Genomic DNA, 18,645 nt, shown 5'->3' with positions numbered 1-18,645 from the left:
AAAAAATGATTTATGTCAGAAAGTACTTTTGATAAAGCATTGCAAATCGTAAGTAAAGCAAGAAGGAAAGGCATTGTACTGTTTTGGGAAGATGCGAAAATCAAGTTCAGGGCTCCTGTCAATGAAACAGTTGATCCCCTGTTACTCGAAGAAATAGGGGCACATAAAGAAGCGATCATCCGGCTTCTACGTAACGGCGCCGATAATATGTCAGATATGGAAAGCGGAAGAATCGGGGTGAGAGATAGCCATCTTTCAAAGATACCCTTGTCTTTCAGTCAGGAGCGTTTATGGTTCATTGACCAGCTGGAAGGAACTGTGCAATATCATATCCCGGCGATATTGCGAATGAAGGGACATCCGGATACATATGCCCTTGAACATGCGTTGCGTACAATTGTCAACAGGCATGAAGTGCTGCGTACTGTCATCAGACAGCGTGATGGGAATGCGTACCAGCATGTACTCGAAAAAGATACATGGCAGCTGTCCGTAGTTACAGCACCAGTGCCTGGAGGTGATGCTGCTGCTTTCCATACTTACTTGAAATCCCTGGTGGACGTCCCCTTCGATCTGTCTGCTGATCATATGCTGCGCGGGCATCTGATAACATTGGCTAAAGATGATTATGTGCTGGTGCTTACGATGCATCATATTGCATCAGATGGCTGGTCGGCGGGTATTATATTACAGGAGTTCGCAGCATTATATGATGCCTGTATCAGCAAGCGCGCACCGCAGTTGCCTGTATTGCAGATACAATATGCGGACTATGCAGTCTGGCAGCGTACCCGTTTGTCAGGTGATGCGCTGGCCAATCAGCTTGCCTACTGGAAAAAGAAGATGTGGGGCATAACTGCACTGGAGTTACCGACGGATTATGTACGTCCGGCTGTACAAAGTGTATCCGGCGCCGTGGTTGATTTTGAGCTGGATGCTGAATCACTGGCCTCCCTGAAAGTATTGTCGCAGAAGCAGGGTGCTACCTTGTTTATGTCATTATTGGCTGTCTTCAAGATCTTATTGTATCGCTATACCGGGCAGGAAGACATTTGTGTAGGCACTCCGGTCGCCGGCAGGATGCAGCGGGAGGTGGAAGGGCTGGTTGGTTTTTTTGTCAATACGTTGCCGCTGCGCAGCAATTTCACGAATGATCTTTCCTTTATATCCCTGCTGCATCAGCTCAGGCAGACTACATTGGAGGCATTCGATCATCAGTCCGTTCCTTTTGAGAAAATAGTGAATGCAGTAACGTGGGAGCGCCAGCTCAGCAGAACCCCGCTGTTTCAGGTGCTGTTTGAATTACAGAACATACCGGATACACCGGCACTGCAACTCGGAGACCTGATATTGTCTGAAGAAACGATAGAGCATACCACCACTCAATTCGATCTGACAGTTACTGTCAGGGAAAGTGCAGCCGGATTATGCGGCAGCATTGCCTACAGGAGCGAATTGTTTCATCCGGATACTATCCGGCAGATGATGAATCATTTTGTACAGCTGGTACGGTCAGTCGTACAGAAGCCGTCAGCGCCGATAAGCACGATACCAATGCTAAGTACTACGGAGGTACGGCAGTTGATCTCCGGATTCAATGATACCCGTGTGGATTATCCTGAACAGACTACATTGTCAGATCTGTTTGCCGCACAGGCGGAACGAACACCTGACGCTGTTGCCGCGGTATTTGAAGAGGAACAGATCTCTTACGGCGCACTGGCAGAACGTACAAACCAGCTGGCGCATTATCTGCGTAGTAAGGGCGTCAGGGAGGAAACACTGGTGCCTGTCTGTCTTGAACGATCATTGGAGATGATCATCGCCATACTGGGGATTATGAAGGCAGGCGGCGCTTATGTTCCGGTTGATCCGGCATATCCGGTAGAGCGTATTGCTTTTATAGTATCAGACACAAAGGCGGAACTGGTGCTGACCGTTGCAGCTCACAGCAGTTTATTTGATATGACAGCTGTAGGGGTTATTGTGTTGGATGAGCAATGGCCGCTCATTGCGGAAAGTCCGGTGGAGCCAGTTGAAACGAGTCTGCAACCGCATCATGCCGCCTATGTTATTTACACATCGGGATCCACGGGCGCTCCGAAGGGAGTGATAAACGAACATGCCGGTATCGTAAACCGTTTACTGTGGGCGCAGGATTATTTTAAACTGAATGCTGCGGATGTTGTATTGCAGAAAACAACTTTCTGCTTTGATGTATCGGTATGGGAGCTGCTTTTGCCGTTGATATCAGGCGGTCGTATTGTGTTTGCATTGCCAGAAGGACAGAAGGATCCTCATTACGTGCAGCAGGTGATTGAACGGTATGGTGTTACTACCATACATTTTGTTCCGTCTATGTTATCTGTTTTCCTGGAAAACATTGCTGAAGGAGATTGTCCATCGCTGTTACGGGTAATCTGTAGCGGTGAAGCGCTGAAGGTGAATCAGGTAAAGCATTTTAGAGAAAAATTTCCGGTGACAGAAGTATATAACCTCTACGGCCCTACGGAGGCGGCAATAGATGTCAGCTGCTGGCATGTGCCTCATGATACCAGCCGGCTGGAGATCGTACCGATAGGAAAACCGGTAGCTAACACACAGCTTTATATTTTAAACGGATCCGGCGCGGTAGTGCCACTGGGCGGAGTAGGCGAGTTATATATCGGAGGTGTTCAGGTGGCCCGTGGTTACCTGAACCGGGCGGAGTTAACGGCAGAAAAATTTATCAGTGATTCATTCATCACCGCGGAAGGTAACAGGCTGTATAAAACAGGAGACCTGGCAAGATGGTTGCCGGATGGCACTGTTGATTACCTCGGTCGTATTGATACGCAGGTGAAGATCCGCGGCTATCGTATAGAACCGGGGGAAATAGAAAACGCTATCCTGACATCCGGACAGATAAGCGAGTGTGTAGTGGTGGCCAGAAATGCAGGCGAAGATGATAAACGGCTGATCGCATATGTCGTGGCCCGCAACGGCTTTAATAAAGAAGAAGTCATTTCTTTCCTGAAACGGAAGCTTCCGGAATATATGGTGCCTATGGTGTTTGTGAAGATGGACGAATTACCGTTGACCACCAATGGTAAAGCAGACAGAAAGTCGTTGCCGGAAATTACACAGGCGGATGAGTGGTTAACAAATACCTATGTAGCACCCCGTAATGAAAGAGAGCAGGTATTGACAGATATATGGCAGGAGTTGTTGGGAGTCCCGCGGGTAGGGATACACGATAATTTCTTCGAACTGGGTGGTCATTCGCTGCTGGTGGTACGTTTAATATCGTTAATACGTAAACGGTTGGAGGTGGAGATAGCTGTAAAGGTTTTGTTTACACATTCCACTGTTGCACAACTGGCAGCGTATACCCATGATGCGGATAAGAATACGTTGCCTCCGGTCGTCGCGGTAACGCCACGTCCACAGCACATACCATTGTCGTATAGCCAGGAACGTTTGTGGTTCATCGATCAGCTGGAAGGCAGTTTACCTTATCACATACCGTCAGTACTGGGGCTGCATGGCCGCCTGGATGTAGCCGCGTTGTCATCCGCATTGTGCACCATCGTGAACCGTCATGAAGTGCTGCGAACCGTGATGGTACCGTATGAAGGCATGCCGTATCAGCAGGTGCTGGCAGCGGACAGCTGGGTACTGACACATGCGGCGGATACCCTCCGTACTGCAGATGAAAGTACCTTATCCGCATATCTGGCGGTAAAAAGTCAGGAACCTTTTGACCTGTCGCAGGATCATATGCTGCGTGCACATCTGGTAACCCGGGGAGCTGAAGATCATCTGCTGCTGGTGACCATGCATCATATTGCATCAGATGGCTGGTCCACCGGTATCATCGTGCGGGAGCTGGCCGCATTGTACAATGCCTATGCCGCGGGGCACTCCATCACGTTGCCACCGCTGCCGGTGCAGTATGCAGATTATTCGATCTGGCAACGCAGCTATGTGTCAGGAGAGGTACTGGACAAGAAACTGGATTACTGGAAGTCGCAGCTGCAGGGCTTTACGACGCTACAGCTTCCCGGTGATTATATCCGTCCGTCGGTGCAGAGCAGCCGTGGCGGTGTACACTGGTTCCACCTGGACAAGGGGTTGCTGTCACCGTTGAAGCAGTTGTCCCGCCAACACGGAACAACGCTGTTCATGACGCTGCTGGCGGCCTTTAAGGTGTTGTTGCATCGCTACAGCGGGCAGGAAGACATCTGTGTGGGCACATCTGTGGCTGGTCGTACCAGCGAGGATGTGGAAGGACTGATCGGCTTTTTTGTGAACACGCTGGTCCTGCGTAGTCATGTCAGCAGTGAGCAGTCGTTTGCATCGCTGCTGGAACAAGTGAAGCATACCACGTTATCCGCCTATGATCACCAGGAAGCGCCCTTTGAGAAAGTGGTGGAAGCGGTGGTGCGCGAACGGGATGTAAGCCGTCATCCGTTGTTCCAGGTGATGTTCGAGTTACAGAACACCCCGGAAGTACCAGACCTGGAACTGAATGGGCTGCGGTTATCACAGGAAGGCTTATCGCATAGCACTACCCAGTTTGATCTGACATTATCACTGGAGGAAAGTGCCACCGGACTGAGTGGCTATATAGAATATTGCGCAGACCTGTTCACCGGCGCTACGATAGCAGGGCTGCAGCGTCACTATGAGCAGCTGCTCTGGTCAGTAGTAAATAATCCTTCTGAAGAAACCGGTCTGCTGGAGATGATGAGCGGAGAAGAAAAGACGCTGTTGGTGGAAACCTTCAATGATACTACGGTGGCATATCCTTCGGATAATACGCTGGTGGGCCTTTTCCGGGAACAGGCAGGGCGGACGCCAGACAATACCGCCTTGTTGTATGAAGGCGTGGCGCTTAGTTACCGCGAGCTGGAGATAAGAACGGACCGCGTAGCGGCTTATCTGCAAAGCAAGGGTGTACAGTCTGAAACGTTTGTGCCGGTATGCCTGGAAAGGTCAGCGGATATGGTGATCGGCATACTAGGCATCCTGAAAGCCGGCGGGGCTTATGTGCCTGTTGATCCATCCTATCCTGCAGAAAGGATTTTGTATATGCTGTCAGACACGGGCGCTTCCGTGATATTGAGTAGTGCGGGCTTATCAGCCCAGCTTCCGGCTACGGATGCCACAATTGTATTACTGGAAGACATTTTCGTAAATACAACCGATATAGCTGTATCCGGACTACCGGTACCTCGTCCTGATCACCTGGCGTATGTGATCTATACCTCCGGTTCTACAGGTGTTCCCAAGGGAGTGATGATCGAGCACCAGGGTCTGTTGAATCATTTGTATGCCAAGATCAATACGCTTGAAATAGACGGACAATCGGTGATCGCACAAACAGCCACTTACAGCTTTGATATATCAGTATGGCAGATGTTTGCTGCCTTGGTCTGCGGAGGCACAACGGTTATTTATCCATCATCAGTCATCTACGACCCATCATCGTTGCTTGCCCTCACGAGTCGCAGCGGGGTCACCATACTGGAGCTGGTGCCTTCTTATCTGTCGTCGTTGTTGCAGTCGGGCATCCGCACTCCATTAAACGGGCTGCGTTACCTGTTGGTAACAGGAGAGGAGGTGAGTGCAGCGTTACTGGAGCAATGGTTTAGTCATGCAGCTTATGGCGGTATACCGGTAGTGAATGCGTATGGTCCCACAGAGGCGTCAGATGATATTACGCATCATATGATGTCTTCAGCGCCGTTGGGATCGACGGTGCCGTTGGGTCGTCCTGTGCAGAACCTACGGATCTATGTGCTGGACAAACGGGGTTGTATTTGTCCGGTGGGTGTCTGGGGTGAGATCTGTGTGAGCGGAATTGGGGTAGGTCGCGGTTACCTGAACCGTACATGGCTGACGGAAGAGAAGTTTGTAGCTGACCCGTTTGTACAAGGAGCGCGGATGTATCGTACGGGAGATCTGGGTCGCTGGCTGGCGGATGGAACGATCGCTTACGGCGGTCGTCTGGATGAACAGGTGAAGATCCACGGTTACCGCATCGAGCTGGGAGAAGTGGAGAGTGTGCTATCCGGTAATGAGCAGGTACATCAGGCGGTAGTGGTGGCACAGGAAGACGAATCTGGTCACCGGCGGCTGGTGGGTTATGTGGTTCCCCGTGCAGACTATGATAAGGAAACGGTGCAATCATGGCTGAAAGGGCGTTTGCCGGCCTATATGGTTCCTGCTGTACTGGTAACACTGGATGCGCTGCCGCTGACACCGAATGGAAAGGTGGACAGGAAGTCGTTGCCCCTGCCGGATGATGCGTTGTTACAGATGGAAAATTATGTAGCCCCGGAAACGGCCACCGAGCAGCTGTTGGCGGGCATCTGGCAGGAGTTGCTGGGAACGGAACGTATAGGCGTCCACGATAATTTCTTCGAACTGGGTGGTCATTCTCTGCTGGTGATGCGGCTGAATGCCGCCATCCACAAAGAGCTGGGCATAGAAATACCAGTCAGTATTTTCTTCCAGCTTCCCACTATCGATGCTTTAGCTAAACATATAAAAATTAATCAGCTGTATGCTGCTCCTGACGATGAAGATCTGGAAGCCCTAAGATTTTAGCGCCCCCGGAGATTTTTTTCTTACTCTTAAATCACAGACCATGACCGGCATTAAATTAACAGAGGTAGTAGAGCTATTGGAGAAAGCCAGTAATATTGGCATTAAAATATCTTTTGACAATAATGAACTCGTTGTAAAGGCAAATAAAGTCAACGAAATTAACAGAACATTTCTGAATGAACTGAAAAAAAATAAAGAATACATCATTACCTACCTGAAGAAAAATAGCCGGTATACTTCAGGAACAGCCGGAGGAGAGGCTGCGATCCCTGCGCGCGACAGGAATATGTCTGATCGTATTCCGCTTTCGTATAGTCAGGAACGTCTGTGGTTCATTCACCAGCTGGAAGGCAGCGTACAATATCATCAGGGAGTAGCGCTGCGCCTGAAGGGAAATCTTTCCATCAATGCGTTGTCTGGTGCATTACAGACGATCGTTAACAGGCACGAAGCACTCCGCACAGTTATTGAGCAGGAGGATGGACTACCTTACCAGCGGATACTGGAAAAAGATCAATGGCGGTTAAGTCATACAGATGCTGTTATGTATGATGATGCTGAACAATTACCTACTTATGTGAAAGAGTTGACAGCTGCGCCTTTCGATTTATCCAGGGACCATATGCTCCGTGCGCATCTTATATCACAGGCAGGAGATAATTATTTACTGGTACTGACAATACACCACATAGCTTCCGACGGTTGGTCAGCGGGTATTATCGTAAGTGAACTGATAGAGTTATACAATGCTTATACCACAGGGCGGGCTCCACAGCTACCGGCACTTGAAATACAATATGCTGACTACGCCAACTGGCAGCGCACATGGCTGTCGGGCATTGTGCTGGAAGAAAAGTTGAATTACTGGAAGCACAAATTATCCGGTGTAAACATATTGCAGTTACCCGCAGACCACAGCCGGCAATCTGGTCAGAACATGCGCGGCGCTATACACACTTTCCGGTTTGACCAGGAGTTATCCGGGCAGATACAGTTATTGTCACGGCAACAGGGCGCTACTTTGTTCATGACCATGCTGACGGCTTTTAAAGTATTGCTATACCGTTATACTGGCCAGGAAGATATTTGCGTAGGCACTTCACTTGCAGGCAGAATAAGGCAGGAAACAGAAGGATTAATCGGCTTTTTTGTTAACACGTTGGCGTTGCGCAGTAACCTGGGTAACAATCCATCTTTTCTCTCACTGCTGCAACAAGTAAAGCAAACTACGCTGGAGGCCTATGATCATCAGGAAGCGCCTTTTGAGAAAGTGGTGGAGGCAGTGGTAAAGGAACGGAATCCCGGCAGGAACCCACTGTTCCAGGTATTGTTCGGATTGGCAAATGTCCCGGAGGCGCCAGATCTTTACCTGGGAGATGTGCAGTTGTCCCGCGAACCGCTTGAACAGACCACTACAAAATTCGATATGGCCCTCTTTATAAATGAGGATGAAACCGGTCTTTCCGGCCATGTGGAATATTGTGTTGATCTGTTTGAACCTGCCACAATAGAAAGAATCGTAGCGCATTTTGAGCAGTTGCTGCAATCTGTGGTGAGTGCACCTGAAGCAGGCATCAATTCGCTGGTAATGCTTTCCGCAATAGATGAAGCATTGTTAAATGCGATTGGTAATACCACATTAAATTGCCCTTCAGATAAAACATTCGCTGAACTGTTTGCTACACAGTCTGAACTTACGCCTGATAATATTGCATTGACATTTGAAAATAGCTCACTCACATATAGAGAACTGAATGAGCGTGTAGCTCAACTCGCATATTACCTGATCGGGAAAGGTGTTAAAGCAGGTTCGCTGGTGCCGCTTTGTATAGAACGCTCGCTGGAAATGATCGTGGGGCTGCTGGGAATCAATAGGGCTGGCGCGGCTTATGTACCGCTGGATCCGGCCTATCCTGCAGATCGCATCAGCCATGTACTGAAAGACACAAACGCTCAGGTAATGGTCAGCGATCTGGCGACTGCGGAAAAGCTGAAGACGATTACGGGAAATATTCATGTGGTTGCCCTCGATGGAGACCAGGAGCAGATAAGCAGCAGCCGGCCGGTGGAGCTACCTCATATCCTGCCATCTTCACCACTATACGTGATTTATACTTCCGGTAGTACTGGTCTTCCCAAAGGTGTAATGATCAATCATGAGAACCTGGCAGACTACCTCTATGGATTACAGGCACATCTGCCGTTGTCAGATTGTGGCTCTTTCGGATTGCTCTCCAGCATAGCAACAGATTTGGGGAATACGGTGATATACAGCTCCCTGGCACTTGGAAGCACTTTGCATGTGCTTTCAAAAGTGCTGACTAATGATGCAGAAAGGATCAGAGCATATTTTGATCAGCATCGTATCGATTGTATCAAAGTAGTTCCTTCGCACTGGAAGGCGTTATGCAGTGAAGATACACTGCTGCTGCCGGAAAAGCTGCTGATCTTCGGAGGCGAGGCGCTGGAAGTTTCAGTAGTGGAAAAGATCCGTCGATCAGGCGCGTCATGCACAGTGGTGAATCACTACGGTCCAACGGAAACGACTATCGGAAAGTTACTGCATGTAGTAGAGACGGGTCGTTCTTATGAAGAGACGATCCCGGTAGGTAGACCTTTTTCATCGGCACATATATACATACTCGATGCTGGCGGTAATCCCTGCCCGGTGGGTGTTCCAGGGGAACTGTATATAGGAGGCAAAGGCGTGGCGCAAGGCTATCTGAATAACGCAGCGCTGACAACAGAGAAATTTATACAGGATCCATTTAAAGGATCAGGGAAACTGTACCGCACCGGTGATCGGGTGAAATACCTGGCGGATGGCAACGTCGTCTTCCTGGGTCGTATAGACAACCAGGTGAAAATCCGTGGTTATCGTGTAGAACCGGGAGAAATAGAAAACTTGATCATGCAGCAGGCAGATATTATACAGGCGGTGGTACAGGTGCGCGAAGATAATAGCGGTAACAACCGGCTGGTGGGTTATGTGCAGCCACGTTCCCATGCCGACATAGCAAGCCTTGAAGCCTGGCTGAAAGATCGTCTGCCGGATTACATGATACCCTCATCATGGGTGGTGATGGAGCAGTTCCCGCAGCTCCCCAACGGAAAGATAGACCGGCGTTCCCTGCCGGTGGATGATGTGGCCTCGTCCGCATCAGGTTATGTAGCCCCGGTAACAGACATTGAGCGGAACCTGGCGGCTATCTGGTCAGACCTGCTGGACGTGGAACAGGTAGGATTGTATGATGATTTTTTTGCGCTGGGTGGTCACTCCCTCCTGGCTATCCGGTTGATCTCTTCGATCCGGAAGAAGTTGCAGACAGAAGTTACGATAGGAGACATTTTTGACTATCCCACTATCTCTGCATTGTCCGCGCAGCTGCAACACCGTTCGGAAGCAGCGCTGGTGCCGGTAATAAAGCGTGTTGCCCGGCCGGAGTATATCCCGCTTTCGTATAGCCAGGAACGTTTGTGGTTCATTGATCAACTGGAAGGAAGCGTACAGTATCATCGGCCGGCAGCCATCAAGTTGAAGGGAAACCTCGATACCAGGGCCCTCAATGATACACTCACGTCAATCGTGAACAGGCATGAAGCACTCAGGACAGTGATAAGACAGAAAGATGGAAAGCCTTACCAATACATACTGGAGAAGGATAAGTGGCAGATGGATACAGTGGAGGATTTTTCAATGAAAAATGATCGGCCGGCATTGCAGGCGTATCTGATGAAGTTAATTCATGCGCCGTTCGATCTTTCGCAGGATCACATGATACGTGCCCATCTGATCAGAATCGATGATGCAACGTATATTCTTGTTGTCAACCTGCACCACATCGCGTCGGACGGATGGTCAATATCCGTTCTTGTAAATGAGCTGGCAGAACTGTACAACGCTTATGCGGAGCAACGTCCGCCTACGTTGGAACCATTGGCCATACAATATGCCGATTATGCACTGTGGCAGCAGCAATACCTGGAAGGAGGGCTTCTTGACCGCAAGATGGCATATTGGAAAAATAAACTGGATGGGGTGCCGCCGCTGAAAATGCCAACGGATTACGACCGGCCTGTTGTGCAAAGCAACAGGGGCGGCATTACAGGAGCGGCTATAGATAAAGCGCTGACGGAACAGATACGGCTTCTCTCACAGCAGGAACGCACCACTTTGTTTATGACGCTGCTGGCAGCCTTTAATGTATTATTGTACCGCTACAGCGGCCAGGATGATATTTGCGTGGGAGCGGGGATTGCCGGGAGGTTACAGAAAGAAACTGAAGGGCTGATCGGCTTTTTTGTGAATACGCTGGTATTACGGAATGATCTGAAAGGTAACCCTTCTTTCTCAGCACTGCTGCAGCGGGTAAAAGAAACAACACTCGGAGCATTCGAAAACCAGGAAGTACCGTTCGAAAAGGTTGTAAAGGAAATTTCAGGAAACCGGGATATCAGCAAGAACCCCTTGTTTCAGATCAGCTTCGTGTTGCAGAATACACCTGAGAGCGACGATCTGAAGTTGGGGGATGTAATATTGTCGCACGAAGAATTCCAGCATACCACCAGTATTTTTGATTTCGGGTTTTCTATTATTGAGAACGCGCAGGGCCTATGGATACAAGTAGAATATTGTACGGACCTGTATAAAGAGGAAACGATTCTCCGCATGCTGGGGCATTACGAAAATATTTTGCGCGCTGCTGTAAGAATGCCGGAAAGAGAAATAGGAAGACTGGAGATGCTGAATATCGCAGAAACAGATCAGCTGCTGACCGGATTCAACAAGACAACCGTGGGTAATGTAACAGAAACACATTGTACACTTATTGAACTGTTTGAAGCACAATCGGTTTCCTCACCGGATGCTGTCGCACTGGTATTTGAAGGAGAGGCAATGACTTACCGCGAATTGAACGAACACGCCAACCAGGTGGCCAACTACCTGCTGGAGCAGGGTGTTCAGTCCGGCCAGCATATCGGTATATTGTCGCGCCGCGGCATAGATATGATCGTTGGTATCTGGGGTATCATTAAGAGCGGGAATGCCTATGTGCCTTTTCATACCGGTTATCCGGCAGAGCGCATGAACATGATGATGCAGGATGCAGGCGTAATGCATATACTGTACACCAGCAAAGAACTGTTTATATCCTCCGGACTGGATGCATATACGCCGGGTATCGATATTGCCTATACGAAAACCAGCAGCATTGCTTCACCTGGTATTAAAATCAATAGCGACGACTGTGTGAACGTGATGTTTACTTCCGGTACCACCGGCCGCCCCAAAGGCATTGCCATCACCAGCAGGAATATCATCAACCTGGCCTTTGATCCCGGCGCTATTGCCGTATATCCGGAAGACAGACTGCTGCAGTGCTCCAACTATGCGTTCGACGGCAGCACTTTCGACATTCACAGTGCGCTGCTGAAAGGCGCCTGTCTCTGCATGGTGGATGACGACGCGGCGATTGATGTGTTTGAGTTATCAAGGATCATTGCAAAAGAGAAGATTACCATTGCACTCTTTCCGACAGCGTTGCTGCACAACTTTATAGACAGCCAGCTCACTGGCCTGAAGCCGATGCGCAAGGTGCTGTTTGGCGGAGAGAAAGCCTCGCTGCCACACCTGGAGAAGGCACTGGCTGTATTGGGCAAAGGTAAGCTAGTGAACATGTACGGTCCTACCGAGATCACGGTGGCCGCCACTTATTTTGAAGTGGATGATATAGCTGGCAGAGTAAGCGTACCTATCGGTAAGCCTGTAGCCAATGCACGCATCCGTATACTCGATGAAAACCATCGCCTGGCGCCGGTAGGCGTAGGAGGAGAGCTGTATATCGGCGGTGATGGCGTTTCATTGGGATATGTCAACAACGAAGAACTGACAGCTGAAAAATACCTGACCTTCAGCGATGGAGAAGACCGCTGGTATCGCACCGGTGACAAGGCCCGCTGGCTGTCTGACGGCAACGTGGAATACATGGGCCGTATAGACGACCAGGTGAAGGTACGTGGTTACCGTATCGAACCTGCTGAAATTGAACGTACACTCAACAACCTCAGCGAAGTGGCCGCCAGTTGCGTGGTGGTGAAGCCTCATAATATCATAGAAACAAAACTGGCTGGTTATTATGTGCCGGCACAGGAGGCGGTACATAAGAAAGAACTGGAGCTTGCAGAGCAGCAGATTGCCAGCTGGCGCGCACTCTATGATACCGCCTACAGCAAGACCGACGAGATAGATGATCTCGATGAAGAGTTCAACATCACCGGATGGAACGACAGTTTCACCGCTGGCGCCAGTGCTATTCCCGCGGAGAACATGCAGAAATGGGTGAACGACATCACCAACCTCATCATCTCGCTCAAACCGAATCGTGTACTCGAAATAGGCTCCGGTACTGGTCTGATCTATTATCCTATTTCTTCGCATATCGACCGCTATATCGGTACCGATTTCTCGCGCGTATCTGTAGAGCAGATCCTGCGCCGTATCAGAAAGGGAGAGCGCAGCTATCCCGATACGGAAATGAAACTGTGTGCCGCTCATGAAATAATACTGGATGAAAAGGAAGAGATAGACCTCGTGATACTGAACTCCATTGTGCAGTATTTCCCGGGTAATGATTATATGACGGATGTAATGGCGAAAGCGATTTCGCTGCTGAAAGGAGAAGGACGTATAGTCGTGGGCGATGTCCGTGATCTGCGCCTGCTGCCTTCCTTCAAACGCAGGCTGCAACTGGATAAACTACAGGACAAGACCGGTCTCCGCGAATTTGAATGGAGTGTGGACCAGGAGGTAGCGAGAGAAGAGGAGCTCTGCTTTTCTCCCGCTTATTTCTATCATCTCCAGACAAAATTCCCGGAGATCACACATATAGAAATACGCTGGAAACAGGGCGATTATATCAACGAGCTGACCTTGTACCGCTTTACTGTGGTCATGTATATCGGCATCGAGAAACCGGTCCTGCAGCCTGATTGGCAACGCTGGGAAGATATTGCAGACAAGCAGTCCATCACTGATCAGATCAACAACCGGATGGAAGTGATCGCATTGCAGGATGTGCCCAGTCATCGTTTGTGGAAAGAACGCCTGCTGGAACATGCTCTCCGGAACAGGGTGGCGCACAATGTGAAGGATCTCTCCGAATACATTCTTACGCCTGATGAAGTAACATTTGTCGTTAACGAAATTCTCGAAGAAGCAGCATCTGCGGGCTATTCCTGCCGCTTCCTGCTGGACGAGGATCCGATGAAGATAAACCTGTTGCTGGAACTGCACCCGTTCGACGGCTTCGTGGAACAAGCTTACAGCAACAGCATCAGCTTTACAGAAGTAGCTAAAACAAACATCCCGCTGTTTGCTGACATATGCGAGTCACTTCAAAAAAATATAAAGCATCAGCTGCAGGGATTGCTGCCGGATTATATGGTGCCGTCAGATCTTGTACCGCTGCAATATCTGCCGCTGACCGGCAACGGTAAGGTAGACCGCAGATTCCTTACTGAATGGGAGGACATACAACGCAAACGTCTGATCAACTATGTTGCTCCTGTAACACCTACAGAACAACGGCTGGCGAGTATCTGGGAACATCTGCTGGGTATTGAGAAAATAGGTATTGAAGATAACTTCTTCGAGCTGGGCGGTCACTCCCTGCTGGCCACCAGGGTGGTTTCAGCTGTCCGTAAAGAATTGCAGACAGAGCTGACAGTAAAAGACTTTTTTACACATGCAACGGTTTCATTACTGGCCGGATATATTGAGCAGCAACATAAAAACCTGTTGATGCCAGCCATCAGGACAGGTGAGCGCCCCGCCTATATCCCTTTATCCTTCGGGCAGGAAAGGTTATGGTTTATAGATCAGCTGGAAGGTAGCATTGCCTATCATATGCCAGCGGTTTTAAGGTTGAAGGGAGCGCTGGATGCAGATGCACTGGAATATGGATTGCGGAGCATTGCAGACCGTCATGAAGTACTCAGGACAGTGATTGAACAAGAGGGAGATCGACCATATCAACGTGTACTGGATGCCGGTCAATGGAAAATGGAAGTGATACAGCATCCTGCATATAAAGATCCGGCTGCATTGTTGCCTTTCGTGCGGTCAGTTATAGACCAGCCATTCGATCTTTCTGCGGATCATATGCTGAGAGCATGCCTGGTGCGGCTCAACGAGGATGAAAGTGTGCTGGTGCTGACATTACACCATATTGCTTCCGACGGTTGGTCGATTGGCATCATTGTACAGGAGCTGGCAGCATTGTATAACGCCCGTATCAGCGGACTCCCTGCTGTACTGCCTGCGCTCGATATACAATATGCTGATTACGCCATCTGGCAGCGGTCTTATCTGACCGGAGAGGTAATGGAAGGGAAACTGAACTACTGGCAAAAAAAACTGGAAGGAATCACACCGTTAAACCTGCCTGCGGATTATAAAAGGCCCGCCGTGCAACGCATGGATGCGGGTCGTGCTTCTTTCCTGATAGAGCAGCCGTTAATGCTGCAATTACAGCAGCTGGCGCTGAAGCAGGGCGTTACCATGTACATGTTGTTAATGTCTGCATTCAAGGTATTATTGCACCGTTACAGCGGACAAACAGACATCTGTGTGGGCTCTACTACCGCAGGGCGCCAGCAGCTGGAGGTTGAAAGCCTGATTGGTTTCTTCATCAATACCCTCGCACTCCGCAGTGACCTGAGCAATAATCCTGATTTCATTTCTTTATTACAACAGGTGAAGCAGGTTACACTGGATGCTTACGCTCACCAGGAAGTACCCTTTGAAAAAATAGTGGAAATGGTGGTGAAAGAACGGGATGTAAGCAGAAGTCCCCTGTTCCAGGTATTGTTCGGTTTGCAGAATATTCCTGATTCACCGGAACTTCAGCTGAGTGGTTTGGAGTTGTCTGAAGAAGCTGTTGACCGCACTACTACCAAGTTTGACCTGACCGTTTTACTGGAAGAATCCCACGAAGGAATAAGAGGTAATATCACCTATCGTACCGACCTTTTCAGCCAGGCAACCGTTGAACGTCTGGCCGTGCACTTCAGACAGTTGCTCACATCGGTAGTCCGGCAGCCGGAAGAAAAAATAGGCAACTTATCTATCCTGACATCTGAAGAGGAGCACCAGTTACTGGTTACATTTAATGAAGTGCTGGTTGATCGTTCAGCGTCTTCTGTCAAAACCGTCGTGGATCTCTTCGTTGCACAGGTTGCCCTTACGCCGGACGCAATGGCGCTGGTATTTGAGGGCAATGTCTTAACCTATGGAGAGCTTGACCAGCGCTCGAACCGTCTGGCAGGTTACCTGCGCAGTAAGGGAATAGGGGAAAATACGCTGGTGCCGCTTTGTATTGAGCGTTCACTGGAAATGATAGTAAGCATCTGGGGGATACTGAAGGCAGGCGGAGCATATGTGCCGCTTGACCCGGATCATTTGTCGCAGACGGGCAGGGTCTTATATATGCTGGAGCAGACAGGCGCAAAAGTAATGATCAGCAGCAGCCAGTATGTACACACCTTACAGGCAATCAAGGCAGACATCGATATTGTCGCGATGGATAGCGACAGCCATATTATCAGCAGCTTCGATGCAGAGTGGCCTGCTGTTCATAGGCTGCCGGAACATGCAGCATATGTGATCTATACATCCGGCAGTACGGGCACACCAAAAGGTGTTGTGGTATCAGATGCCAACCTCGCGGATTACGTATCCGGCTTGCGTGCAACGCTTCCCATTACCAGCTGCCGCTCATTTGGGCTGCTATCCAGTATTGCAGCTGATCTGGGAAACACCGTATTGTTTGGCGCATTTGCCTCCGGTGGATGCCTGCACCTTTTCTCCAAAGTTGTCACTAATGACAGGGAACTGATGCTGGATTATTTTTCAACGCATGAGATAGATTGTGTAAAAATTGTACCCGCTCACTGGAAGGCGCTATCAGAGCCGAGGCGGTTACTCCTTCCTGCGAAGTTGCTGATCTTCGGAGGCGAAGCCCTGGATACGGAAGTCATTAATGCTATCAGGTTGTCCGGGAGTGCCTGCATGGTAGTCAACCATTACGGACCAACGGAAACGACTATAGGAAAACTGATGCATATTGTCAGAGATGATATGACGTACGACAGGACCGTTCCTATCGGTAGGCCTTTTTCCGATACAGATGTTTATGTGCTGGATGGTTACATGAATCCCTGCCCCGTAGGGGTTCCCGGAGAATTATATATTGGCGGAAAGGGAGTGGCCACAGGTTATCTGAATAACGAGGCATTGACGGAAAAGCGGTTTATACAGCATCCGTTTCTGTCAGGCCCTGATAACAGAGTTTACCATACCGGCGATGTTGTGAAATATCTGCCGGATGGAAATATTGTTTTTCTGGGACGTGCTGATGATCAGGTAAAAGTCCGCGGTTATCGTGTAGAGCTGGGAGAGGTGGAAAGCTTACTGCTGCAGCACCCATCCGTAGCACAGGCAGTGGTAACAGCGCCTGCAGACAACTCCGGTAACAGGAGGCTGGTGGCGTATATAATACCTGGCGGTGATCTGGACCAGGATGCGGTTCTTGCTTACCTTGCTACCCGTCTTCCGGATTATATGTTGCCATCCGCACTGGTAGTTCTGGATTATCTTCCTTTAATGCCCAATGGCAAAGTAGATAAAAAGAGACTACCGGATCCTGTTGTCAGCAGAAGTGCTGCCGGGCAGGATACAGCACCTTCTTCAGCAATGGAACAAAGCCTGGCAGAGATATGGAGCCTGATACTGGAAGTAGACAAGGTAGGTGTACATGATAATTTTTTTGCGCTGGGAGGGCATTCGTTGCTGGCTATCCGCCTGATCTCGGCAATCAGGAAAGAACTGGGAGTGCAGATATCGCTTGGTGATATATTTGATCATCCGACAATCGTTTCACTCTACCCTGTACTGAGTTTGCGCGGACGGATAAAGCCGGGCAACAGGCATATACTGCTGCTGAATAAAGGGGTACATCCGTCACCGTTATTCATGCTTCCCGGATCTGAAGGTATCTGCGAAGGCTATAGTGATTTTGCAGCTGCCCTGGAGAACAAGGGAACTGTTTACGGTTTGCAGATGCAGGGTGTATTCGAAAATGAAGTGCCGCTAACCAGCATTAAAACAATTGTCAGTCGGAATATAGCATTGATCAGGGAGATACAGCCTCATGGCCCGTATCGATTCCTGGCACATTCTTTTGGTGGTCTCGTTGCCTATGAAATGGCGAAACAGCTGGAAGAACAGGGTGAAGTAGTGGGAAGTATATTTATGCTCGATGCCTATGCTGTGCAGGCGCGCGATTTGCCTGTGGGAGAACGCCTGGCAGATCTGTTGCTTGATGAGCTGGCCGGTATTTTGGAAGAATATGGAAGCGTTCCTGAACAGGGGCCGGAATGGCGGCTTACCGTGAAGTCAGCCATATCCCATCTTTCAAGGGAGGAGATGTTGTCTTTTATCACCACCTGGGTAGCAGGCGGGATAAGTCACAAAAGGGCGGATGTATTGATGGGGGTAAGGCTGCTTTGCCTTAAAATTACTAACATGTATATGCATTACACCGTTGAAGGGAAGATAAAAGTACCACTGTTAGTTGCTAAAGCAACTACTGGCGCTGAAACAGGCACTGCTGCCGACCTGGGCTGGACCTCACATACCACAGCCATTAATACAGTCGCTGTGCCGGGTGATCACTACTCAATGGTTAAGAACGAAAATGCACTCGTACTGGCGGGATATTTCCCACAGGACTCAACAGCTCCCCGGAATATTATGCGCTGAACAGGATCACCACAAGATTATCAAAGAAAATTAAAGCCGCTTAAATCGTAGGATTTACGCGGCTTTTCTGCAAAAAGAAACCAAACAAAATTAAAAACCGGACCTGAAACTTTATTGGGGAAACGGCCTTGCTACAGGGTCGCAGATTTTCATAAGAGCACTAATTACCTCACATGAAAATTTTAAGAATGCATCGGGGATTCCAGTTGTGCCCCGGATGAACACAGCAC

The 18,645-nt window shown here is 49.3% G+C and carries 2 protein-coding genes; both read left to right on the top strand.

Annotated features, from left to right (window positions below; genetic code table 11):
• The first annotated feature begins 12 nt into the window (after positions 1 to 12).
• On the top strand, positions 13 to 6,594 hold the full coding sequence (locus KD145_RS03820) for a non-ribosomal peptide synthetase (protein ID WP_212004586.1): 6,582 nt from the start codon (positions 13 to 15) through the stop codon (positions 6,592 to 6,594).
• Positions 6,595 to 6,634: 40 nt separating this feature from the next.
• Positions 6,635 to 18,415: a non-ribosomal peptide synthetase gene (locus KD145_RS03815; protein WP_212004585.1), complete on the top strand. Its 11,781-nt coding sequence runs from the start codon at positions 6,635 to 6,637 to the stop codon at positions 18,413 to 18,415.
• Positions 18,416 to 18,645 lie beyond the last annotated feature (230 nt).

The sequence above is a fragment of the Chitinophaga sp. HK235 genome, from assembly GCF_018255755.1.
Taxonomy (GTDB): domain Bacteria; phylum Bacteroidota; class Bacteroidia; order Chitinophagales; family Chitinophagaceae; genus Chitinophaga.
The sequence above is the reverse complement of the archived record's forward strand: the minus strand, read 5'-3'. Positions and strand labels throughout refer to the sequence as shown.

Bases quoted from the DNA above. Each gene is read 5' to 3' on its own strand.
- KD145_RS03820 (WP_212004586.1), top strand. From the start codon at position 13: ATGTCAGAAAGTACTTTTGATAAAGCATTGCAAATCGTAAGTAAAGCA.
- KD145_RS03815 (WP_212004585.1), top strand. From the start codon at position 6,635: ATGACCGGCATTAAATTAACAGAGGTAGTAGAGCTATTGGAGAAAGCC.